Origin of the sequence: Sphingopyxis sp. RIFCSPHIGHO2_12_FULL_65_19, from assembly GCF_001830555.1 — a bacterium.
In the GTDB taxonomy this organism is placed as follows: domain Bacteria; phylum Pseudomonadota; class Alphaproteobacteria; order Sphingomonadales; family Sphingomonadaceae; genus Sphingopyxis.
The window spans coordinates 96,405-117,334 of sequence record NZ_MIAM01000030.1; the positions used below are offsets into that span (position 1 = coordinate 96,405).

A 20,930-nucleotide genomic window follows, 5' to 3' on the forward strand; every position below is an offset into this window, starting at 1 on the left:
GCGACGACATTCCAGCCCGCCGCTGCGAGTTGCATTGTCTTGCCGCCGGGCGCCGCGCACAGGTCGAGCGCAGTGCGGCCTTGGCCCGGCCCGAACAGGCGCGCCGGCAGGCTTGCCGCCAGGTCCTGTACCCACCAGCCGCCTTCGCCATAGCCCGGCATCGTTTCGACCGCCTGACCGCGCGGCAGGCGGCGATGGCGAGGGGCGAGCGAAACTGCGTCAGGCCATTCATCGGCACCAGGTTCGCTGGCGAAGCTAAGGTCGATCGGCGGCGGCGCGCTCCAGATCGCCTCGGCGGCTTCGACCATCTTCAGGTCCCATTGCTCGGCCCAGCGTTCGGCGGTGGCAAGCGGCAGGGTGGCGCGATCTGGAAGCTGCCATTCCTCTTGCTGTGCGCGAGAGAGGATGGCGTGCACCAGGCGGCGCGGCCCCCCATCGACGAGCGGCAGGGCCGTCGATACCACGGCATGGCCGGGGCTTTTGAGCACCAGCAGCTGCGCCAGCGCGATCCGCAGGACGGTGCGCGATTTGACGTCGTCGGGCAGGATTTGTGCTGTTGCGCCGTCAATCAGCGCGTCGATGTCGACCATCCAGCGCAGCGTTTCCGACGCGATGGCGATCGCGAACGCGCGGTCGGCACCGCCCAGGCCCTGCGCCGCTGCGTGCATCGCCACATCGAGCGGATCGCCGCGCCGCAGGATGGCGTCGATCAACCGCAAGGCGGCCCGCCGCGTCGCCGTTCCCGCGGGATCGGCCGCGCCGACAGGTCGCCGACGCCGGGGTGGATGGCGGTCAGCCATGACGGGCAACGGCGTGGTTGGCGTGACGCATGAAAAATCCTATGTGGTGCATATCATGACCGACAGCATCCAGAACACGACCATCGGCGGAACACCGCGCGCTGTAAAGCGCCCCCCGCACCTAAGGGCGCCCGCGGGGTGGACGGCCAGCACGCTGCCGCCGCCCGCGTCGATCCGCGAAGACAAGGCGGAGGACCAGCCCGGCGGACGCAATCCCGTGCGCTACGGCGATTGGGAGCTGAAAGGGATCGCGGTCGATTTCTGACGCGGCCGTCAGGGGCGCGATCGCGCGCCAAGCCGGGCCGCCCATACCGAAGACTGGGCGACCCGGGTTTTGATTTGGCTCAGGCGGTTGGCAGCTCGGCGTTGAGCGGCATTTTGCCGCTCTTGACCTGTTCCGCAAACACTTCGCGCATCAACTGCAACGAGAATAGGTGCGCGAAAATCAGGGCGAGAATGCCGTTCTGCATCAGCTTGCGCAGCACGTCGCCGCGCAGTTCGCGCAGCTTGTTTTCATCGACCATCTGGAAACCGCGATAGATATAGGGCTTGTCATTGCCTTCCTGCTGGATCGCGACTTCACCGTCCATCAGCAGATCGGCCTTTTTCAGCTCTTCCATGAACATGCCGGTACGCTGGCCCGCTTCCTCGAAATTCTTGCAGAACTCCAGGACGGCCTGAACCTGTTCGGACGGCTGGCCGTCGACGAACAGCGCATCGCCTTCGTCGAATTTGCCAAGGGCGCCCGACGTGGGGTCGAAGCACAGCGACAATTCCTCCGAATCGGGCTGAAGACGGGCAAGCAGGAAGGGATAGCGACGGACATAGGCCGGGACGTAGACCGGATTGATCAGCTTGCCTTCGTCGTCGACGAAGGTGTTGATGCCCTCGTTAAGGCCCATCAGGGCCAGCGGAACCGGATTGTCGCCCGCCGAAAACACGATCGGGAAAAAGCGGCAGGCCGACACAAATTCGTCCGACGTCAGCGGGATCGCGTGCTGTCCGACCAGAAATTCGGCGTTTTCAAGCGGGCGGGCATGGAAGTCCGCATGGTCGACGCTCGAAAGCGGAGCGAGGTCCTTGTAAAACAGCGGCAGGTTGGCAGGTGCGGGCGCAGTGGCCATGATTGAACTCCGGTAGGGTCCCGCAGGCGGGACGAAAAAGATAAAGCGCCTTATTGACCCGCGCCGCGTGGCGCAAGGGGGCGTCGGTGCCCGGTGGAGGGCGTTTCAGGCGATAAGCTTGCCGGGATTGAAGATGCCGGCCGGGTCGAGCCCCGCCTTGACCCCGCGCAGCGCCGCCAGCCGCGCCGGGCTATCGAGCTCCGCAAGGACGTCGCGCTTCATCTGGCCGATACCATGTTCTGCCGAAATCGACCCGCCCAGCTCGAGCACATGCGCGTAGACGAGGCGGCTGACCTCTGTGCCGTGCTGCGCAATCCACGCCGCGCCGTCGGCGCCCAGCGGCGGCTGGACATGATGATGGACGTTGCCGTCTCCGAGGTGGCCGAACGACAAGGCCCGCGCCCCCGGAAAAGCGTGGTCCAGCCGGAGCGGGTTTTCGGCGATGAACGCGGGCATCAGATCGACCGGCACGCTGACGTCATGCTGAAGCGCCGGGCCTTCGGCACGCTCCGCCTCCGAAATCGAATCGCGCAGCCGCCAGAAACCTTCGCTTTCGCGGTCGCTTTTCGCGATCACGACATCGCCGACCAACCCCGCATCCAGCGCGGCGGCGAGTTGCTGTTCCAGTGCGTCGCCCAGCGCTTGGTCGCTGCCCCCCGCCAGCTCGACGAGCACATACCAGGGCTGCGCCGCGGCGAGCGGCGCGCGCGTTTGAGGGATGTGGCGCAGCACGGCGTCGAGGCAGGCGTGCGGGATCAGCTCGAATCCTTCGAGTTCGCGCCCGATCGCGGTATCGAGGCGGCGCAGGAGGAGCCGTGCGGTTTCGGGCGAATCGACGCCGATCCACGCCGTGCGCCGCGCGGCGGCGGCGGGAACAAGCTGGAGACACGCAGCGGTGACGATCCCTAACGTTCCTTCGGCACCGCACAGAAGGTGCCGCAGGTCATAACCGCGATTGTCCTTTTTGAGCGGTGCCAGCCCGTCAAAGATGTTGCCGTCGGGCAGCACAGCCTCGATCCCGGCCACCAGCGCGCGCATCGTGCCGTGGCGCAGCACCTGCGTCCCGCCCGCGTTGGTCGACACCAGCCCGCCGATCGTCGCCGACCCCTTGCCACCGAGCGTCAGCGGAAAGCGCAGGTGGTGGGTGAGCGCGGCCTCGTGGAAAGTTTCGAGCACCACGCCCGCTTCGGCGACGGCCAGGCCTGCCGCCGCGTCGATATGGCGGACGCGGTTCATGCGCCGCAGGCTGAGCAGCAACTGGTCGCCGCTCGCGTCGGGCGTTGCGCCGCCGACCATGCCGCTGTTGCCGCCTTGCGGGACCAGCGCGACGTGGGCATTGCGGCAAAGGCGCACGATGGCGGCGACCTCTTCGGTGGTGGCGGGGGACAGCATGGCGGCCGCGCGGCCATGATATTTGCCGCGCCAATCGGTCAGCCACGGCGCCATCTCGTCGACGTCGGCGCTATAGCCCTTGGGTCCGAGCAAATTTGCAAGCCCATCGAGCAGCGATGAAGATGGCGGGCGCGTCATGCCGTTCCAATCCGGAAATGTCTTTCGCGGCCTTTGGTGGCGCCGCGGCAGTTCATTTGATGTTCAATCATTGTTGTTAAATGGGGCGATGGACGAATAGGATGATTTCGTCCAGCGGGATGGACGCAGGAGCCACGGGTGAGCAATTTCCAATGTGAGGACGCCGGAGGAGCGATAGCGCGGTTGTGCTGACGGGGGCTTTCCTGTGGATCATGGCTGCGCCGGCGGCCGATGCGGCGACGCCCGTCGCCGTCCCCGAACCGTTGGTTGCGGTTGGCGCGCCGACGACCGATCAGATGTCGTCTTTTTGGCAGGTGGTGATCGAGCAGCAACTGATCATCCGCGTTCCCGCCCAGCGGTCGCCGCTCAACAATTTCGCCGCAGGGCCGTCGCCGTCGCGGCGTGCCACCGAATTGCCGATCGTCTGGAAAGAAAAAAAAGCCCCCAAATGCATCGCGATGCGCAACATATTGGGGATGCAGGCGGTCCAGCGTGACAGTATCGACATCATAACCCGGCAGAAGCAGCGGCTGCGGGCGCAGCTCAACCGCGGGTGCCGCGCGCTCGATTTCTACGCCGGCTTCTACATGCAGGGCAGCAAGGACGGGCGGCTTTGCGAAGATCGGGACGAGATTCACGCCCGCACCGGCGCAAAATGCGAGATCGACAAGTTTCGCCTGATGGTTCCCGTCCGCGACGACGATTAGGGGCCTGGCCCCATCGCGTTTCACTCGGACTTTCCTTGACTTTTGGCCGTCCTTTCCCCAATGGCGGCGGCAACGCCCGCCTGCGTGGGAGGCAGGGCGCCACTCTTTTTCCGGACATGATAATCCTATGAAATTTGCCGAGATCGGCCTTTCCGACGAACTTTTACGCGCCATCGACGAGTCGGGCTATGACGAAGCGACGCCGATCCAGGCCGGCGTCATCCCCTCGGTCCTGATGATGCGCGACATCATTGGCATCGCCCAGACCGGGACAGGAAAGACCGCTTCCTTCGTGCTGCCGATGATCGACATCTTGGCCCACGGCCGCGCGCGCGCGCTGATGCCACGCTCGCTGATCCTTGCGCCAACACGCGAACTGGCTGCGCAAGTCGCTGAAAACTTTGAAAAATATGGCAAGTACCACAAGCTGTCGATGGCACTGCTGATCGGTGGCGTACAGATGGGCGATCAGGTGAAGGCGCTGGAAAAGGGCGTCGACGTCCTCATCGCCACCCCCGGCCGTCTGATGGACCTTTTCGAGCGCGGCAAGATCCTGCTCACCGGATGTAATCTGCTCGTGATCGACGAGGCCGACCGGATGCTCGATATGGGGTTCATTCCCGATATCGAGAATATCTGCACCAAACTGCCTGCGAATCGGCAGACTTTGCTGTTTTCCGCCACGATGCCGCCGCCGATCAAGAAACTGGCCGACAAGTTCCTGTCGAACCCGAAGACGGTCGAAGTCGCGCGTCCGGCGAGCCGCAACGAAAATATCGAACAATTTGTGGTGAAGACGTCAGAACGCAGTAAGCGCGATACGCTGCGCAGCCTGATCGAGGCCGAGGATATCCACACCGCGATCATCTTCTGCAACCGCAAGACGACGGTGCGTGAACTTGCAAAATCGCTCCAGCGCTACGGTTACAAGGCCGGGGAAATTCAGGGCGATATGGACCAGTCGAGCCGCACGGCGGAACTTGACCGATTCAAGGCCGGCACGATCAACATCCTGGTGGCGTCCGACGTCGCGGCGCGCGGTCTGGACGTCAAGGGGGTCAGTCACGTCTTCAATTTCGACGCACCGTGGCACCCCGACGATTATGTCCACCGCATCGGTCGTACCGGCCGTGCGGGCGCCAAGGGCCGTGCCTTCACACTGGCGACGCCGTCGGACGACGAGGCGATCGACAATATCCAGAAACTGACCGGCTACACCATTCCCGTCCATGGCGGCGGTGCATCGACGACTGATACCGCCAAGCCCGACCGCGGTGCCGACGAAGCGAGCGAGCCGCGCCGCGGCCGCCCCGCGCGCGCTGGGCGCGGCAAGGGTGCGGCGAAAGCCGAGAGCAAGTCCGACAAGGCACCCGCGACCGCCGAAGCGCGGCCGGCAAAGCCCCCGCGCGACGATCGCAAACCGCGCGAAGATCGCAAGCCGAAACAGGACGATCTCGACGCGCCCGACGACGGCTGGAACGGCCCGATGCCGGGTTTCCTGTCGGTCGGTTTCGGCAGCTGACGCGCCGCTGGTCGATGCCGGTCAGAGCCTGACCAGCATCTTTCCGATATTGCCCCCGGAAAACAGGCCGAGGAAGGCTTCCGGGGCGGATTCCAGTCCGTCGTGCACGGTTTCGCGCATCGTCACCGCTCCGCTGGCGATCAGCCCGCCCATGTCGGCATAAAATTCCTCCATGCACTCGATGAACTGGTCGGTGTAGATAAAACCTTCCATGCGGATGCGCGCCGGGATCGACCGGATCAGATATTTCATCTCTTGCGCCTTTCCGTCGTTATAGACGTCGATCATGCCGCAGATCGCGAAGCGCGCGAAATCATTGGCGGTCGCAAAGGCCGCGTCGAGATGTTCGCCGCCGACATTGTCGAAATAGACGTCGATACCGGGTTTGCCGAGGCGGTCGAGCGCGGCGGCAAGCTGCGGCAGGACGGCCCCCGCCTTGTAATCGATCATCGCATCTGCGCCGAGATCGTCGACCCAGGCGCATTTCTCCGCACCGCCAGCCGAACCGATGACCGTCATTTCGCGCGCCTTGGCGATCTGGACGACCGCGGACCCGACGGCGCCCGCCGCCGCCGATACGAACAGCGTGTCGCCCGGACGTGCGCTCGCGACGCGAAGCAGGCCGATCCAGGCAGTGCCGCCGGTCAGGCCCATGTTGTGCAGGAAGGTTTGCGGGGTCATGCCCGCGGCCAGCGTCTCGACGGGCAATTTGTTGGGCATCATGTCCAGTCCGATGACGCCGCCATCGCGCCATCCGCCCATGTGAAGGATGATGTCACCGGGCGCGAAACCTTCCATGCTGCTTTCGATAACCTCGCCGATCGCTCCCCCGGTCATCGGCTGGTCGATCTGGAAGCTTGCCGCATAGCTTTTGGCGTCGTTCATTCGCCCACGCATATAGGGATCCACCGACAGCCACAGGTTGCGCACACGCAGCTGATCCTTGTCGAGCGGCGTATCGGGGAGTTCACGCAGCGCGAAATTATCCATCGTCGGCAGCCCCTGCGGACGACTGGTCAAATGCCATGCCTCGGCCATCGGAATCCCCCCATTCCTCAATTTCGCCCGGTGGCGGCGACAAAGGACAGAAAAGCCGTTGCCACTGCCAGACAGTGTCGTTAAGACCCCGCCCGTCGCGGGGCCGTAGCTCAGATGGGAGAGCGCTGCAATCGCACTGCAGAGGTCAGGGGTTCGATTCCCCTCGGCTCCACCAGCGACCTTTTCCCGCGGATACTCCCATGATCGAGCCGCGAGGCCTAGCGGTCAGGCTTGCGCGGTTGCTTCACAAATCCGGTAAATGCCGCCGTCACGGTGAACGGCCGCGTGCCTATTGTTCGCCGTAGGTGTCGATCTCTGAAAAGATGCGCGTCAATTGCGCGCGTTCGTCGGCGTCGATGTCGGGGCGCCATATCTCGAACAACAGGATCGTGCGGTCGCTGGCCCCGCGGTTCCACGCCTCATGCTCGAAACTGTCGTCAAAGATCAGCATCTCGCCCTCGCACCAGCTTCGCGTTTCGGCGCCGACGCGCAGGCCGCAACCATCGGGAACGACGAGCGGGAGATGGCAGATCAGCCGTGTGTTGAGCAGCCCGTGGTGCGGCTGGATATGCGTGCCCGGGGCAAGGCGGGAGAAAAGCGCAATCGGGGCCCGGCCGGGGATCACCGGCTGCGGCGCCAGCGCGAGCGCCGCGAGCGTGGCGGGGCAGAGGGCATCCATCCCATCGGCGACGGCGCCATTCTTCCACAGCCAGGCAGCGCCCCAGTCGGATTTGTCGAGCAGCGGGTTGTTCGGCGGCGGGCGGTCCGGATCGGCGGTCACATAAGGGCCGAACCGATCGGCGGCATTGTCGACCAGCGCCAGCAACTCGGCGCGGATCGCGGGTACGGCGGCCTCGACCTCTTCGACCCAGTCAAAATCGGCGCGCTCGAAAAAGGGGCGCTGCACGAGGCCGGGAAAGTAGAACATGCTCGGTTGCTGGAGATAGAGCGGCTGTTCACCCGCGAGCATATGAAGCGCCGCGGCGACGCGTGGCGCGGCATTGGCGGCATCGATTCCTGCGCCGCGCAATCTGTCGAGCAGGTGATCGGCAAAAGCCCGGTCGGTCGCCACAATAAATTGTTCGGCGCGCTGGAGGCCGGGGTGAAGCGCGGGCGGGACGCCGCGGGCCTGCGCTGCGGTGCCGAGCGCGAGGCGATAGAAACTGCCCGCCGCGCGGTCGTCGGCGATGCGGCGCTTGAGTTCGGCCATGGCGAGCAACGCCGCAATATTGCCGCGATCGGCGCGGATCGCGGCATTGAGCGCGGCCGTTTCGGCCGCGACATCGCCGCGTCGATGCGCGTCGCGCGCCTGGTCCAGCCATGTTGCCTGCCCCGTCATGGTTCCAGCCATAACGGGGCGTCACACCATTGCAAGCGGGCGCCCCGCGTGCCTCAGGCTTCGGCAGGCGGCGCGGCTGCTGCCGGTTTCGCCGTGCCGCGAAGCCACGCCCGCACCCCACGGACCAGCGTGGTCCGCCAGATGATCAGCAACAGCGCAAAGAGTGCGGCCCAGGGCAGTACGGCCGCCCCGACGACAAGGATGAACGACAACATGACCCCGCCGCTGTGGACGAGCATGTTCAGTGCGTCGCTGAACGGATTGCCATAACCGATTCCGGGGAGACCGCCGGTGCCGACATAGTCGAATTGCATCGGTGTCGTGGCGAGCATCGCCTCGCCGGTCCTGCGCGCGTCGCGTTCGCCGTCGATTTGCCGGCGCATTCCTGCGACCTGCTGTTGCAGTTCGGCCCGCTCGCGGTCACCGAGACCGCCCTGTCTGAGCCGCGTTTCGAGGCGCGTGATTTCGCTGTTGAGGTCGGCGCTGCGGCGCTGTGAGTCGCTGATCTGCGTTCCGACATCTTCGCCGCTGATCCGTGTCGCCGCGAGCACGCCCTCGGCCTTTTCGACACTGGCGAGCGCATCGCGGCCGAATTTGCGGGCGATCGCCGGATCGAGTTTGAACAGCAGCTGCGCTTCGACCTCGTTCTCGCGCACCAGCCGATAACTCATGCCCGCAATGCGGCAACGATTGGTGCCTAGCGCTTCGCATGCTGCGGCATGGTCCTCCTGCACCTTGGCAATTTGGTTATCGTCGAGCCGGAACGCATAGGAATAGTTGAAGGCAACGCCGGGCGCGGATGTGATGCTGATATTGGGACTGCGCATTTCGAGCGGGGGAGCGGCATCCGGGGCCGGAATGGCGCGGGTCGACGCCGATTCCGATACATCGACGGGGGCCATGTCATAGGCGGGCGCTTCTCTTAGGGCTTCGGATTTATTTTCCGAGCAGCCGATCAGGGCGAGCGCCATCGCGCCCGCTAAGAGCTTGGTTTTCATGAAGTCTCTCCCAACATGCGACTCGCGGTCGCACGTAATGACATATCATTATTGAAAGAGTAGACAATCTATTTCAGGCGAGCTTGACGAAGCTGTCGAGCACCCTTTTCGATCCTGCCTGGTCAAACTCGACCTCAAGCTTGTTGCCGTCGATATCGGTGATTTCGCCGTAACCGAATTTTTCGTGAAAGACGCGCATCCCGACCGCGAGGTCGGCGCGCGCCTTGGCGCCGATCGACGCGGCGGGGCTGCGCTCGGAAGGGGCGGGGGCGCGGGTGACCGTCGTCGAGGTCGCCATGGCCCGCTGCCATGCCGGTCCGCGCGTCATCGTGCGTGCAGGCTGGCGTTCCGCGACATGCGCAAAGGGGTCGCCCTGCGCCGACCAGTTCGCTCGCCACAGGCTTTGCCCGCCGCCAAAGCTGTTTTCGCTATCGACATGTTCGGGCGGGATTTCGGCGATGAAGCGGCTGGGAATGCTGCTCATCCACTGACCGTAGATGCGGCGGTTTGCGGCGTGATAGATGCTCGCGCGCTGCCGGGCGCGGGTGATCGCGACATAAGCCAGGCGGCGTTCTTCCTCCAGGCTGGCGATCCCGCCTTCGTCCATCGACCGCTGCGACGGAAACACGCCGTCTTCCCATCCGGCGAGGAACACATGGTCGAATTCCAGCCCCTTGGCGGCGTGGATCGTCATGATCGTCACCGTCTCGGTCTGATCGTCATTGTCGCGGTCCATCACGAGGCTGACATGTTCGAGGAAAGCCTCAAGCGATTCATACTCTTCCATCGCGCGGACGAGTTCGGACAGGTTTTCGAGCCGGCCCGCAGCCTCTGCGCTGCGGTCGGCCTGGAGCATCGCGGTATAGCCCGACTCGTCGAGGATCAGCTGCGTCAGCTCGGGATGCGACAGCGCGTTTGCCTTGGCCTGCCAATTCCGCATCTGTGCAACAAAATTGGCGAGTTGGCGGCGCGCCTGCGGGGTCAGCTCGTCGGTTTCGGTGATCCGCGATGCGGCGTGGAACAGCGGCGCCTGTTCGGCCCTTGCGAACTGGTGGATGCGCGCAAGCGCCTTGTCGCCAAGCCCGCGTTTGGGGACGTTGACGATGCGCTCGAAAGCCAGGTCGTCGGCCGCCGACTGCACGAGCCGCAGATAGGCGAGCGCATCGCGGATCTCGGCGCGCTCGTAAAATCGAAAGCCGCCGACGATGCGATAAGGCATGCCGATCGCGATGAAGCGGTCCTCGAACTCGCGCGTCTGGAATTGCGCACGGACGAGAATTGCGGTGCGGTCCAACGACACGCGGCGGTGCTGGAGTGTCTCCAGCTCCTCGCCGATCCGGCGTGCCTCTTCGGGGCCGTCCCACACACCGACGACGCGAAGCTTGTCGCCGGGTTCGAGGTCGGTCCACAGCGTCTTGCCCAGTCGATCGCTATTCTGTGCGATCAGCGCCGATGCGGCGGCGAGGATCTGCGGGGTCGAGCGGTAATTTTGTTCGAGGCGGATGACGGTCGCACCGGGGAAATCCTTTTCAAAGCGCAGGATATTCGCCACCTCGGCGCCGCGCCATGAATAGATTGATTGATCGTCGTCGCCGACGCAGCAGATATTCTTGCGCGCCTGCGCGAGCAGGCGCAGCCACAAATACTGGCTGGCGTTGGTGTCCTGATATTCGTCGACGAGGACATATTTGAAACGCGCCTGATATTGTTCGAGCACATCGCGGTGGGTCTTCAATATGACCAGCATGTGGAGGAGTAGATCGCCGAAATCACAGGCATTCAGCGTCTTCAGTCGCGCCTGATACAGTGCATAGAAATGCTGGCCCTTGCCGTCGGCATAGGATTCCTTGTCGGCGGCATCGAGGTCGGCGGGGGTCAGCCCACGGTTCTTCCATTTGTCGATCAGCCCGGCAAGCTGGCGCGCGGGCCAGCGTTTCTCGTCGAGCCCTTCGGCCTGGATCAACTGTTTCAGGACACGCAGCTGGTCGTCGGTGTCGAGGATGGTGAAATTGCTCTGCAAGCCCACCAGTTCGGCATGACGGCGCAACATCTTGGCCGCAATGCTGTGAAAGGTGCCAAGCCAGGGCATCCCCTCGACCGCATCGCCGATCATCCGGCCGATGCGTTCGCGCATTTCGCGTGCCGCCTTGTTGGTAAAGGTGACGGCAAGAATCTCGGAAGGCCAGGCGCGTCGCGTCGCGATGATATGCGCAAGGCGTGCGGTCAGCGCCGCGGTTTTGCCTGTGCCCGCGCCCGCGAGCATCAGCACCGGGCCTTCGGTGGTCAGCACCGCCTGCCGCTGCGGACCGTTCAATCCTTGCAGATAGGGTGGGTCCGACGGGTCGGGACGGGTCAGGTCGGGGGTCGAGATGGGGGGCATGTTCACGCGCGAACGATTAGGGAACAGCGAGCAGGCTGTCCAGTGCAGTGAGGCGGGTAGAGGGCGTGGTTTCGCCGCGTTTCAGCTCGGCCAGCGTTGCGCGCGCCATGGCGCGATAGGCGGGCAGCGTGTCGGGGCTTTGCGCCGCCAGCATATTCAGATGCTCGCCAATGGTCCGGGCATCGCCGCGCAAAAGTGGTCCCGATAATCCGGCAAAGCCCATCGCAAGACTGTTTTCGAGCGCCGCGCGAACGAGCGGGCCGAGCAGCGCCGCCGGGTCTTCGACCCCGGCGTCCTCCAATATGCGCGATGCGCCCGCGATCAGCGTCACCAGATGGTTCGACGCATGACAGAGCGCCGCGTGATAGAGTGGCCGTCGTTCCTCGGCGATCTCGACCGCAAAGCCGCCGATCAGCGCGACGATCTGCTGGGCGTGCTTCGTCGCATCGGCGGACGAGCCGGTGACGGCAAAATGCGCCCCCGCCATGCGCTGCACCTCGCCCGCGGGGTCGCCGGTAAAGGTCATCGCGGGGTGGATCGCGGCGGTGCGTGCGCTGCCCCGGCGTAGCGGTTCGAGGACCGCCGCCCCGCTGCGCCCGCTGACATGAAAGATCAGACGGGTGCGGCTTGCCGCCGGTAGGGCGACCAGAGCGTTGACGACATCGCCCAAGGCATCGTCGGCGACGGCGATCGCGACGATGTCGCATTCAGCCATCAGCCGATCGATCGCGGAGGCCGTCACGGCACCGACGCGTGTCGCCGCGCTGGTCGTCCGGTCGAGCGATCGGCCCCACATGAGCGGGGGCAGGGTCGAATGGGGGACGAATGCCAGCGCCAACGCCTGCGCGACGCGACCCGCGCCGATGACGCCGGGCTGTTGGAAAGGGATGCCGGTCATAGGCGCGACGTAGCGCGGGGTTGTTGTTTTGCCAACGGAACGTCTGTTTTCGATCGGAAGCCAACGCGCATCCCTCCCATTGCCACGCCACCGCAAGGATATTCCGCCCCGGAACCGCCGCCCCGGCTGCGCCCCATTGACCCGCCGTTAACCAATGTTGGGCATAGCGTTTCGATCATCCAGGGACGTGGGCAAGCCAATGAAATATGATCCGATCCATCCGGCAGCGCCGGTGCTCGACGAGTCGGTCGCCAGCGACTGCGGCGAACTGGCCGTCGGGTGTAGCGATGCCGCCGGGCGGATCGAACGCGCGACCGACCAGATGGATCGCCAGATCGGCGAACTTGGCCGGCTGGAGGAATATGTCGTCAGCCTGGAGGCCGACCAGCGGCAGATCGCCGACTCGACCGATGAGGCGAAATTGCTGTCGGCACGCGCGTGCGAGCAGCTCGATAGCGGTGCCGAACGGGTCAACACCGCGGTCAGCGAATTTCGCTCGGTCATTGACCTGATCGCCCGGCTGGGTGCGCATGTCACCAATTTCGCCGCGGTGATGGAACAGGTGCAACAGGTCAGCCAGTCGATCGAACAGATCGCCAAGACCACGAACATGCTCGCACTCAATGCCGCGATCGAGGCCGAACGCGCGGGCGATGCGGGCCGCACCTTTGCCGTCGTCGCCGCCGAGGTGAAAAAGCTGGCGCAGAACACCCGCGGCGCCACCGACGAAATCCGCCGCAGCATCGGCAGCCTTGCTACCGAGGCGAGCGGACTGGTCGCGGAAATCCAGTCGGGCGTTGAACAGTCGAGCCGCGCCGAGGCGCAGTTCGAGACGATCACCGACGCGCTGCACGATGCGACGCACCTCGTCGCGCTGCTCGACGATCAGAGCGACCGTATCGCACAGTCGAGCGCGATGGTGCATGCGAATGGCGCAAAGGTGCGCGAGGCACTGGACCGCGTCGTCACGTCGGTGCGCGACAATAGTTTGACCTTGGTGGGCACACGCGATTCGATCCTGTCGATGGAACATGTGTCGAACCGCATGTTCAACGCCGTGATTTCGGCCGGCGTCAGCCCGCAGGATTCGGCAATCGTCGCCTTGGCGGCCCAAGTGCGCGACGAATTTGTCGGGCTGGCCGAACGCGCGGTCGATCGCGGCGAGCTGACGATGGAACAATTGTTCGACACCGATTATGTCCGCGTGCCGGGGTCCAATCCCGAACGATTCCGCACGACGCTGTGCGACTGGGCCGACGCCCATTGGCGCCCGCTGTTCGATCGCGTCGTTGCCGAGCATCCGGAGATCAAGATGTCGTCGGCGGGTGACATGAACGGCTTTCTGCCGACGCATATTACCAACTGCTCGCGCGCGCCGACCGGCGACCTGGAGCATGACACGGCGCATTGCCGCAACGGCCGCATCCTCTACGACGAAACCGACGCCGCTGCCAAGCGCAGCACCGCGCCCTATTTCATGACGGTCTATCGCCAGGAAGGCGACGGCATCAATTATGTCACCGTGCGCAACGTCTATATGCCCGCGATCATCAACGGCCGCCGCTGGGGCGATGTCGAGGTGGCGTACCAGCTTTAGGACGCGGCGATAAAAGCGGCGTTCCCCCGCCGTGGCCGGGATAGGCGGCCCGGTTGGGGCTTATCGGATCAACTGCCCTGGCGGCGGGCCATGAAGGCCAGCTTTTCAAACAACATCACATCCTGCTCGTTTTTGAGCAGCGCGCCGTGCAGGGGAGGGATCGCCTTGCCGACATCGCGGTTCTGGAGCACTTCCAGCGGCATATCCTCGTTCAGCAGCAGCTTCAGCCAGTCGATCAATTCGCTGGTCGATGGCTTTTTCTTGAGCCCCGGCACATCGCGGACTTCATAGAAAATGTCCATCGCGCGGCTGACCAGCATCTTCTGGATGCCGGGAAAATGCACCTCGACGATCGACGCCATCGTGTCGCGGTCGGGGAATTTGATATAGTGAAAGAAACAGCGGCGCAGGAAGGCGTCGGGCAGTTCCTTTTCATTGTTCGATGTGATGACGACGATCGGGCGTTCCTTCGCGCTCACCGTCTCGTCGGTTTCATAGACATGGAACGCCATGCGATCGAGTTCCTGGAGCAGGTCGTTCGGGAATTCAATGTCGGCCTTGTCGATCTCGTCGATCAGCAGGACGGGCAGCTTGGGGCTGGTGAACGCCTCCCACAATTTGCCCTTGCGAATATAGTTGCGGATGTCGTGGACGCGCTCTTCGCCGAGCTGGCCGTCGCGAAGGCGCGCGACCGCATCATACTCATACAGGCCCTGCTGGGCCTTGGTGGTTGACTTGATGTTCCAGGTGATCAGCGGCGCGTCGAACGCCTTTGCGATTTCCTCTGCCAGCACAGTCTTGCCGGTGCCGGGTTCGCCTTTCACGAGCAGCGGGCGGCGCAGCAGGGTGGCGGCGTTGACCGCGACCTTCAGGTCATCGGTGGCGATATAGGCGCTGGTGCCTTCAAAACGCATCGGCTCTTTCCCTTAACGTGAACGTCAAGCGGGCATAGCGGCGGCGAGGGAGTGGTGCAAGCCGAAGGGCGCGGCAATCCGAATCCACCCTGTCGCGAAGCGATGGCGACGGCCGGGTTCAGGGATGCGCGCGGCTGGCGGCGCGCGCCGCCATCAGGTCCCACAGGCCGCTTTGCTGCATGATCAGCTGCTGCGCACCGAACAGCATCGCGCGTTCGACGGCAGGTGTGGCGGCAACCTTTGCGGCAAGCCGGGCGGTGCCGGGCAGGTCGGGCAGGGTGCAAGGCGCGGGGGAAAGGTCGAGCCGCTGGGCGCTGATGTCGAGCAGGACGCGGATCGTCCGCCAGTCGAGCGTCAGCGCGATCGCCGCGCCGACGGCGCAACCGTGACGGTCCGATTCGGCGAGCATGTCGATCGCCTTTCGCTGTGCGGCAACCGCGGCTTCGCATTGTGCCTGGCCCTGGGTGCTCGGCACCGGACCGACCGCGGATGCGATCTTCGACAGAAAGGCGCGCTCGGCGGCGAAGGCCTCGGCCGCCTCGTCCATCCACTGGCGTGAAGCGGGGTCGACGGCTTTGCGCGCGGCATTGTCGATCACCCCGGGGTGGCGACCGTGGAGCAGGCAGAGGAAATGGACGGCATCAGCCAGGTTGCGCATCGCTTCCGGCCCGCTCGACAACGCGCCCGAACGGACATGAGCGTGGGCGCCGGTGCCGTCGCTGGCAACCAGCGCGTCGAGCAGTTCTGCGACGCCGCGCGTCTGCATCTTGGGCTGGGTCGATGGGCTCAACGCTTGATCCTCGCTGCGGCAGGTCGTGCGCGACCCAAGCCGATGGAATTGCAAAGATCAGCCATAGGCCAACGTCGTAAACGCGACGTTTATAAGCGGCACCTGATTTGAGCCTTGTCCTGTTCCAGTCAGGGACAACCGACTGGCGCGCGAAAGGGGCCGACAAGCACCGGGGAGAGCTTGCCGGCCCCGTTTGCGGCGCCCCGGGGGAAGCGCCGCAAATAGTTGAGGAACGCGGAAGAGAGCGGGCGTCCTGCGGTGTCGTGCTCAGGCTGCGAGCGCGAGCTCTTCTGCCTTTTCGCGCTGCGGTTCGGCGCTTTCGGTCGCGCTCAGCGCGGGCTGGGCGGGCGCGGTGGCCTTGGCCGGAAAGATCAGGCGCGATGCCAGCACCACGATCCCGAGTCCGAAATAGGCGGCAAAGCTCTGCACCGGAAAAAAGAACAGCGGCGCGATGAATGCCAGGCGAAGGTAGAGCGGGTTGAAGCCGAAATCCTGACCCACGGCCTCGCAAATCCCGAAAAAGGTGTCGCGGCGGCGGAAGAGATTGGTGGTTTCCGTGTCCATTGTCTTGTCTTTCCCTTGGGCTGCGAGCACCGAGCCGCGCCGATGCCGGATGTATCGCAAAGGCCGTGCCAATTGCCGCAATCTCACGTAATTCTGGGTCTTTTCGGTCCGGCCGCACGTCGCGGCCTGTCCTTCATCCTGAATCGATTCCCATCCATTGGGAATGTGTGCCATTTGGTGGGCAGCGCCTGAACCCATGATGAAGATCGCCGCACCGATGATGGGTGCTATCTGGTCGTGAAATATGAAGATTTGAAGAGGATCGGCGAAAAATTTGTGCGACGCAGCATTTAAGCGGATCGGCGCCAGGCGGCCTGTGCAAACTCGCGCGATGCCCAACAATCCTCTGGACTTCATCTCGCCATTCGCTCCATCTACGATCGAGCCATGCGGGAATATCGGATCATTCGACTGGCTGGCGCCGCGTTGGCGGTCCTTGCGCTCTCTGCATGTGCGGGGGCCAAATATCGTCCCGTTGCCGATGCGCCGGTGCGGATCGGCCCCGCTTACACGATTCGCGGCACGACCTATGTCCCCGCCGCGGCCCCCGGCTATGACGCGATGGGGTATGCGAGCTGGTATGGCAGCGAGTCGGGAAACCGCACGGCGAATGGCGAGCAGTTTCGTCCCGACTGGATCACCGCCGCGCACACGACACTGCCGCTACCGACCTTTGTCGAGGTGACGGCGCTCGATACCGGACGGCGGATCATTGTGCGGGTGAACGATCGCGGCCCCTTCGCGCTCGGGCGGGTTATCGACTTGTCGCGCGGCGCGGCGGAAGAACTCGGAATGAAGGAACAGGGGCATGCGCCGGTGCGCGTGCGCCGCGTCGAGCCGTCGGAAAAGGACCGCGATCGGCTTCGCAGGGGCAAGCCCGCGGCATCGCTTGCGCCGGTCCCCGAGCGCGAATTGCAGCGGCTGCGCGCCCAACTCGCGGCGCAGGGCCGCCGAGGTGAACCGTAAAGCAAGTCGCGAGAGGATGGCAAAGCGGTGCCATGAGTCTATCCGGCGCTGGCCGGCATGGTATTAGCTGGCCGGGGCTGCCGACGATACGCTGACAAACGCTCAGGCAGGTCTGAGCAGCGTCAGTTTTGCCTTGCCGACCTTGCGCTCGGCATCCATTTCAAAGCCCGCGATATTGATCGCCTCGCCGTGGGTCGTTTCGACCGAGATCCAACTGTCGGGTCCGATCCAGCCAAGACGGTTCAGCTTGTCCAGGGCGACGCTCCCCGCGCCGGTATCATAAGGCGCATCGAGCATAAGCAGGTCGTATGTGCGCCGCGCCGGACCGAGGGCGAGCACCGATCCGGCGCGGATGTCGGCGCGCGCGTTGGCGTCAAGCGCCACCAGATTCTTGCGCAGCACATCGAGCGCATCCTTGTCCTGTTCGGCGAACAGGCATTGTTCGGCCCCGCGCGACAGCGCCTCGATCCCGAGCGCGCCCGATCCGGCGAAGAGGTCGGCGACGTGGAGCCCCTCGAAACTGCCAAGGCGGCTGGTCAGCATCGAGAAGAGCGTCTCGCGCGTCCGGTCGGCGGTCGGACGCGTCATGTCATTTCGGGGCGCGAGCAACTTGCGGCCGCGCCATTCGCCGGCGATGACGCGCATCAGCCGAGGTGCCGACGGAATTTGAACAATTCGTCGCGGGGCACGACATCGACCGCGCCAAGCGGCATGTCGCCCAGCTCGAACACGCCGTAGCGGGTGCGGATCAGGCGGCTGACCTGGAGCCCGAAATGTTCGAGCACCTTGCGCACTTCGCGGTTTTTGCCCTCGGTCAGCGTCATCTCGACCCACTGGTTGCGGCCGGTGCGGCGTTCAAGATTGGCGTCGATTTTGCCATAACGAACGCCATCGATCTCGATCCCCATCGCCAGTTCTTCAAGCTGGGCCTGGCTGATGTCGCCAAAGGCGCGCGCGCGGTAGGTGCGCTCGACCCCGCTGGCGGGCAGTTCGAGCTGGCGCTTGAATTCGCCGTCGTTGGTCAGCAGCAACAGTCCCTCGGTGTTATAATCGAGGCGGCCGACGGGCATCAGACGGGGCAGGTCCTTGGGCAACAGGTCATAGATCGTCTTGCGTCCCTTGGGGTCGCGCGCTGCGGTGATGCATCCCGCGGGCTTGTGGAAGCGGTAGAGGCGCGTCGAGACCGGCTTGGCGACGGGATTGCCATCGACGGTCAGCCCTTCGATCGAGGCGAGCAAGGGGGCCGGCTGGACGATGACCTGGCCGTTCAGCGCGATGCGGCCCTCCTCGATCATCCGTTCCACATCGCGGCGCGATCCGATCCCGGCGCGCGCGAGCAGCTTGGCGATGCGCTGCGGTCCATCCTCGCGATCGGCCTCCGCCGGTTTCGCCTTGAGCGCGGATGCGGCGCCGCGGGCGGCGCGGCGACCGCGCTGACCACCCGGGGGGGCGCCGGGGTCGTTCGAGGGTTTCGGAGCGGAGCGCGGTGGACGGCGAGTGGTCATGGGAACGGATGCGACTTTCGTGTCGTTTTCAGGGGGAATAGTGTTGCGTTATGATCACGCTCATAGCCGGAAAAGGATCGCTTCGTCGATGGCGGGCAGAAGCGATCTTGCAGGACGGCGCAGAGCGGGTCATGGCGACGTTAAAGGGACTCTGCATGCTCTTCGCTCATCGCCCGACCTGTATCAAGCGGTTGTTGATCATCGAGGATGATCCGCTGACCGCGTTCGACAACGAACACACGCTGAAACACAGCGGGTACGATATTGTCGCGACGGTCGATTCGGGTGAGGCCGCGGTTCCGATCATGGCAGCCGAACCGATTGATGCGCTGGTCCTTGACCTGGGCCTGGCGGGAAATATGACCGGGCGCGAAGTCGCCCGGCTGGCGCGTGATCGCGGCATCGCGGTGCTGCTGGTGACCGGGCAATGCCCCGAGGACGCGGCCGACATTGCCGTCGCCTGCCTCGCCAAGCCGCACAACCCCTCCGCCCTCGTCGCGGCGCTCCGCGCGGTCGAATCGATGACGTGCAAGAACGAGGCCCCCCGCAAGGTCGGCGGGCTGCGAACCTATTGGCGTCCCGCCGCCGCCTGATCGCGACCAGCCGATAAATAGCCGCTTCCAATTTGGAACCAAGCCTCTAGGCCGTTTCCCGACGGGTAATGGCATTCGCACGGCGGATGCACGGGGAGTGTCTGCATGTCGGTCGATCTGATTCGGTTTATCATTTTTGTGGCGATCCTTGGCGGATTGGCGGTCGTCGCGCTGTCGATCCCGGCCTTTCGGCCGTATCTGCGCAAAAATCCGATGATCACCTTCCTGCTCGGCATATCGAGCGGCTTTCCGCTGACGCTGCTGATCGCGACGATGACCTTCTGGCTGGCAAAGGTGGGGATCGACACCGCGACGATCGGCTTCGCCGTTGCGCTGGGCATTCCCTACACGATCAAGTTCCTGTGGGCGCCGATCGTCGACAAATTGCCGCTACCGTTCCTGACCAGGACGTTCGGGCAACGGCGCGGCTGGCTGTTTTTCATCCAGGCGTTGCTGTTCGTCTCGATCTGGCAGTTGGGGGCCAGCAATCCGCAACCCGGCCAACTCGGCACCTTCGCCATCTGGGCGTTGATCACGGCCTTTTTGTCGGCAACGCAGGATATCGTTATCGACGCCTATCGGATCGAGATCCTTGAAGAGGATGAATTTGCGCATGGCACCGCGACGAACCAGTTCGGATACCGGACAGGCAATCTGATCGCCGGCGCCGGGACGATCTATTTCGCCTCGAACGAGGGGTTGGGGCTTGGCTGGGCGACCGCGTACGGCCTGACGGCCTTTTGCATCGTCCCGGCGATACTCGGCGCGCTGTGGGCCGGGCCGGGTAAATTCGTCGATCGGTTTGAACATGCCGCCGGGATGAAGGTCGGCCAATGGCTGACCGAGGCCGTCGTCAACCCGTTCCGCGAGTTCCTGACGCGCCATGGCGCGTTCCTCGTCCTTGGCTTTGTCCTTGTCTACAAGGTCGGGGATGCGATGGGGCAGACGATGCTGGGGCCGATGATCGTCGACCTCGGATTTCCCGATCTCGACTATATTTCGGCGAACAAGCTGTGGGGTTTCGGCGCGCTGATCGTCGGTTCGGCGCTGGGCGCGCCCTTCCTGCTCTGGCTGGGCATGGGGCGGGCGCTGCTGGTCTCGGGGCTGATGATGATGTTCTCGAACGTCATGTTCATGGTGCTGGCCGCGACGGGCAACAATTACTGGATGCTGGTCGCCGCGATCGTCACCGAAAATTTGACTAGCGGCATCGGGTTGACCGTATTCGCCACCTATCTCTCCGGCCTGTCGAGCATCGCCTATACCGCAACCCAGTTCGCGCTGCTGTCGTCCTTTGCCGGGGTCGGGCGGACATTCATGGCCGGGCCCGCGGGAATCGTCGCAGAGAAACTCGGCTGGGTCGGGTTCTGGGGCTTTACGGTGGTCGCCGCCCTTCCGGGGATGCTGTTACTCTGGCTGCTGTGGAGCAAGGGTTATGTCGGGGAGGGCATTCGGCAGACCACCGTCGTTGACGAACGTCAGTTGCGACAGCCCGTCAGTGCCTGGCGCGTCGTCGGCTTTGCCGCGATCGTTGCCGGATTGGTCGGCATCCTGCTGGCGCAGCAACTTGAACTGGCATCGTCGATCATGACGGCTTCGATCGCCGCCTTCGCCGTTGGTGCCTTGCTGGCGTGGAAGGGCGGCACCACAAAACCCGCCTGATGA

20 protein-coding genes and 1 tRNA gene are annotated in these 20,930 nt (G+C 64.4%); 8 read left to right on the top strand and 13 right to left on the bottom strand.

The window, feature by feature from the left end; genetic code table 11:
- Positions 1-800 (bottom strand): transcription antitermination factor NusB (locus tag A3E77_RS10050; protein ID WP_293645567.1); only part of this gene is annotated, 800 nt, incomplete at its 3' end.
- Here A3E77_RS10050 and A3E77_RS10055 point away from each other — a divergent pair.
- Entirely contained in the window at positions 799-1,065 is a 267-nt protein-coding gene (locus A3E77_RS10055; RefSeq protein WP_293645502.1) for a DUF1674 domain-containing protein, read from the top strand. The genes A3E77_RS10050 and A3E77_RS10055 overlap by 2 nt on opposite strands.
- 79 nt (positions 1,066-1,144) lie before the next feature.
- Here A3E77_RS10055 and A3E77_RS10060 read toward each other — a convergent pair whose 3' ends face one another.
- Entirely contained in the window at positions 1,145-1,924 is a 780-nt protein-coding gene (locus tag A3E77_RS10060; protein WP_293645504.1) for a SapC family protein, read from the bottom strand.
- A gap of 105 nt (positions 1,925-2,029) precedes the next feature.
- Positions 2,030-3,454, bottom strand: coding sequence for an FAD-binding oxidoreductase (locus A3E77_RS10065; RefSeq protein WP_293645506.1), 1,425 nt, complete (start codon positions 3,452-3,454; stop codon positions 2,030-2,032).
- A 212-nt stretch (positions 3,455-3,666) separates the two neighbouring features.
- On the opposite strand from A3E77_RS10065, the gene A3E77_RS10070 reads away from it, so the two are divergent.
- Both A3E77_RS10070 and A3E77_RS10075 read left to right on the top strand, forming a co-directional pair.
- The gene (locus tag A3E77_RS10070) at positions 3,667-4,161 is read left to right on the top strand and encodes a hypothetical protein (RefSeq protein ID WP_293645508.1); all 495 of its coding nucleotides are present in this window, start codon (positions 3,667-3,669) and stop codon (positions 4,159-4,161) included.
- Between the two features lie 127 nt (positions 4,162-4,288).
- Positions 4,289-5,683: a DEAD/DEAH box helicase gene (locus A3E77_RS10075; protein WP_293645510.1), complete on the top strand. Its 1,395-nt coding sequence runs from the start codon at positions 4,289-4,291 to the stop codon at positions 5,681-5,683.
- 21 nt (positions 5,684-5,704) lie between these two features.
- Here A3E77_RS10075 and A3E77_RS10080 read toward each other — a convergent pair whose 3' ends face one another.
- Positions 5,705-6,721, bottom strand: a complete 1,017-nt coding sequence (locus tag A3E77_RS10080) for an NADP-dependent oxidoreductase (RefSeq protein WP_293645512.1) — start codon at positions 6,719-6,721, stop codon at positions 5,705-5,707.
- A 99-nt stretch (positions 6,722-6,820) separates the two neighbouring features.
- Here A3E77_RS10080 and A3E77_RS10085 point away from each other — a divergent pair.
- A tRNA-Ala gene (locus A3E77_RS10085) sits at positions 6,821-6,896 on the top strand.
- A 114-nt stretch (positions 6,897-7,010) separates the two neighbouring features.
- Here A3E77_RS10085 and A3E77_RS10090 read toward each other — a convergent pair.
- The 4 genes from A3E77_RS10090 to A3E77_RS10105 form a co-directional block, all read right to left on the bottom strand.
- Complete coding sequence (locus A3E77_RS10090) at positions 7,011-8,060, bottom strand: aspartyl/asparaginyl beta-hydroxylase domain-containing protein (protein WP_293645514.1); 1,050 nt, start codon at positions 8,058-8,060, stop codon at positions 7,011-7,013.
- A 53-nt stretch (positions 8,061-8,113) separates the two neighbouring features.
- The gene (locus A3E77_RS10095) at positions 8,114-9,058 is read right to left on the bottom strand and encodes a DUF4349 domain-containing protein (RefSeq protein ID WP_293645516.1); all 945 of its coding nucleotides are present in this window, start codon (positions 9,056-9,058) and stop codon (positions 8,114-8,116) included.
- A gap of 73 nt (positions 9,059-9,131) precedes the next feature.
- Positions 9,132-11,438: an ATP-dependent helicase gene (locus A3E77_RS10100; RefSeq protein ID WP_293645569.1), complete on the bottom strand. Its 2,307-nt coding sequence runs from the start codon at positions 11,436-11,438 to the stop codon at positions 9,132-9,134.
- Positions 11,439-11,454: 16 nt separating this feature from the next.
- Positions 11,455-12,336, bottom strand: a complete 882-nt coding sequence (locus tag A3E77_RS10105) for a Rossmann-like and DUF2520 domain-containing protein (protein WP_293645518.1) — start codon at positions 12,334-12,336, stop codon at positions 11,455-11,457.
- Positions 12,337-12,535: 199 nt separating this feature from the next.
- Here A3E77_RS10105 and A3E77_RS10110 point away from each other — a divergent pair, with 199 nt between their 5' ends.
- Complete coding sequence (locus A3E77_RS10110) at positions 12,536-13,933, top strand: methyl-accepting chemotaxis protein (RefSeq protein WP_293645520.1); 1,398 nt, start codon at positions 12,536-12,538, stop codon at positions 13,931-13,933.
- Positions 13,934-14,001: 68 nt separating this feature from the next.
- Here the strand turns inward: A3E77_RS10110 and A3E77_RS10115 are convergent, their stop codons facing one another.
- The 3 genes from A3E77_RS10115 to A3E77_RS10125 all read right to left on the bottom strand — a co-directional run bounded on the left by A3E77_RS10115 (position 14,002) and on the right by A3E77_RS10125 (position 16,558).
- On the bottom strand, positions 14,002-14,847 hold the full coding sequence (locus A3E77_RS10115; RefSeq protein WP_293645522.1) for an AAA family ATPase: 846 nt from the start codon (positions 14,845-14,847) through the stop codon (positions 14,002-14,004).
- Positions 14,848-14,965: 118 nt separating this feature from the next.
- Complete coding sequence (locus A3E77_RS10120) at positions 14,966-15,637, bottom strand: DUF6975 family protein (RefSeq protein WP_293645524.1); 672 nt, start codon at positions 15,635-15,637, stop codon at positions 14,966-14,968.
- A 267-nt stretch (positions 15,638-15,904) separates the two neighbouring features.
- The gene (locus A3E77_RS10125) at positions 15,905-16,558 is read right to left on the bottom strand and encodes a PspC domain-containing protein (RefSeq protein WP_293645526.1); all 654 of its coding nucleotides are present in this window, start codon (positions 16,556-16,558) and stop codon (positions 15,905-15,907) included.
- Positions 16,559-16,588: 30 nt separating this feature from the next.
- Here A3E77_RS10125 and A3E77_RS10130 point away from each other — a divergent pair, with 30 nt between their 5' ends.
- The gene (locus tag A3E77_RS10130) at positions 16,589-17,167 is read left to right on the top strand and encodes a septal ring lytic transglycosylase RlpA family protein (RefSeq protein ID WP_293645528.1); all 579 of its coding nucleotides are present in this window, start codon (positions 16,589-16,591) and stop codon (positions 17,165-17,167) included.
- 102 nt (positions 17,168-17,269) lie between these two features.
- On the opposite strand, the gene rsmD is transcribed toward A3E77_RS10130, so the two are convergent.
- The gene (rsmD, locus tag A3E77_RS10135) at positions 17,270-17,812 is read right to left on the bottom strand and encodes a 16S rRNA (guanine(966)-N(2))-methyltransferase RsmD (RefSeq protein WP_293645530.1); all 543 of its coding nucleotides are present in this window, start codon (positions 17,810-17,812) and stop codon (positions 17,270-17,272) included.
- Positions 17,812-18,672: a pseudouridine synthase gene (locus A3E77_RS10140; protein ID WP_293645532.1), complete on the bottom strand. Its 861-nt coding sequence runs from the start codon at positions 18,670-18,672 to the stop codon at positions 17,812-17,814. Before A3E77_RS10140 ends, rsmD begins: the two co-directional genes overlap by 1 nt.
- Before the next feature lie 155 nt (positions 18,673-18,827).
- Here A3E77_RS10140 and A3E77_RS10145 point away from each other — a divergent pair, with 155 nt between their 5' ends.
- Together A3E77_RS10145 and A3E77_RS10150 are read left to right on the top strand one after the other, a co-directional pair.
- On the top strand, positions 18,828-19,265 hold the full coding sequence (locus tag A3E77_RS10145) for a response regulator transcription factor (RefSeq protein WP_293645534.1): 438 nt from the start codon (positions 18,828-18,830) through the stop codon (positions 19,263-19,265).
- Between the two features lie 105 nt (positions 19,266-19,370).
- Positions 19,371-20,927: an AmpG family muropeptide MFS transporter gene (locus A3E77_RS10150; protein WP_293645536.1), complete on the top strand. Its 1,557-nt coding sequence runs from the start codon at positions 19,371-19,373 to the stop codon at positions 20,925-20,927.
- Positions 20,928-20,930: the final 3 nt, after the last annotated feature.

What these genes read in the sequence shown, in the direction of transcription:
- A3E77_RS10090 (WP_293645514.1), bottom strand. Translation starts at nt 8,060, where the DNA reads ATGACGGGGCAGGCAACATGGCTGGACCAGGCGCGCGACGCGCATCGA.
- A3E77_RS10095 (WP_293645516.1), bottom strand. Translation starts at nt 9,058, where the DNA reads ATGAAAACCAAGCTCTTAGCGGGCGCGATGGCGCTCGCCCTGATCGGC.
- A3E77_RS10100 (WP_293645569.1), bottom strand. Translation starts at nt 11,438, where the DNA reads ATGCCCCCCATCTCGACCCCCGACCTGACCCGTCCCGACCCGTCGGAC.
- A3E77_RS10140 (WP_293645532.1), bottom strand. Translation starts at nt 18,672, where the DNA reads ATGACCACTCGCCGTCCACCGCGCTCCGCTCCGAAACCCTCGAACGAC.
- A3E77_RS10080 (WP_293645512.1), bottom strand. Translation starts at nt 6,721, where the DNA reads ATGGCCGAGGCATGGCATTTGACCAGTCGTCCGCAGGGGCTGCCGACG.
- rsmD (WP_293645530.1), bottom strand. Translation starts at nt 17,812, where the DNA reads ATGCGCGTCATCGCCGGCGAATGGCGCGGCCGCAAGTTGCTCGCGCCC.
- A3E77_RS10060 (WP_293645504.1), bottom strand. Translation starts at nt 1,924, where the DNA reads ATGGCCACTGCGCCCGCACCTGCCAACCTGCCGCTGTTTTACAAGGAC.
- A3E77_RS10115 (WP_293645522.1), bottom strand. Translation starts at nt 14,847, where the DNA reads ATGCGTTTTGAAGGCACCAGCGCCTATATCGCCACCGATGACCTGAAG.
- A3E77_RS10105 (WP_293645518.1), bottom strand. Translation starts at nt 12,336, where the DNA reads ATGACCGGCATCCCTTTCCAACAGCCCGGCGTCATCGGCGCGGGTCGC.
- A3E77_RS10065 (WP_293645506.1), bottom strand. Translation starts at nt 3,454, where the DNA reads ATGACGCGCCCGCCATCTTCATCGCTGCTCGATGGGCTTGCAAATTTG.
- A3E77_RS10055 (WP_293645502.1), top strand. Translation starts at nt 799, where the DNA reads ATGACGGGCAACGGCGTGGTTGGCGTGACGCATGAAAAATCCTATGTG.
- A3E77_RS10130 (WP_293645528.1), top strand. Translation starts at nt 16,589, where the DNA reads ATGCGGGAATATCGGATCATTCGACTGGCTGGCGCCGCGTTGGCGGTC.
- A3E77_RS10110 (WP_293645520.1), top strand. Translation starts at nt 12,536, where the DNA reads ATGAAATATGATCCGATCCATCCGGCAGCGCCGGTGCTCGACGAGTCG.
- A3E77_RS10070 (WP_293645508.1), top strand. Translation starts at nt 3,667, where the DNA reads ATGGCTGCGCCGGCGGCCGATGCGGCGACGCCCGTCGCCGTCCCCGAA.
- A3E77_RS10150 (WP_293645536.1), top strand. Translation starts at nt 19,371, where the DNA reads ATGTCGGTCGATCTGATTCGGTTTATCATTTTTGTGGCGATCCTTGGC.
- A3E77_RS10145 (WP_293645534.1), top strand. Translation starts at nt 18,828, where the DNA reads ATGCTCTTCGCTCATCGCCCGACCTGTATCAAGCGGTTGTTGATCATC.
- A3E77_RS10075 (WP_293645510.1), top strand. Translation starts at nt 4,289, where the DNA reads ATGAAATTTGCCGAGATCGGCCTTTCCGACGAACTTTTACGCGCCATC.
- A3E77_RS10125 (WP_293645526.1), bottom strand. Translation starts at nt 16,558, where the DNA reads ATGAAGTCCAGAGGATTGTTGGGCATCGCGCGAGTTTGCACAGGCCGC.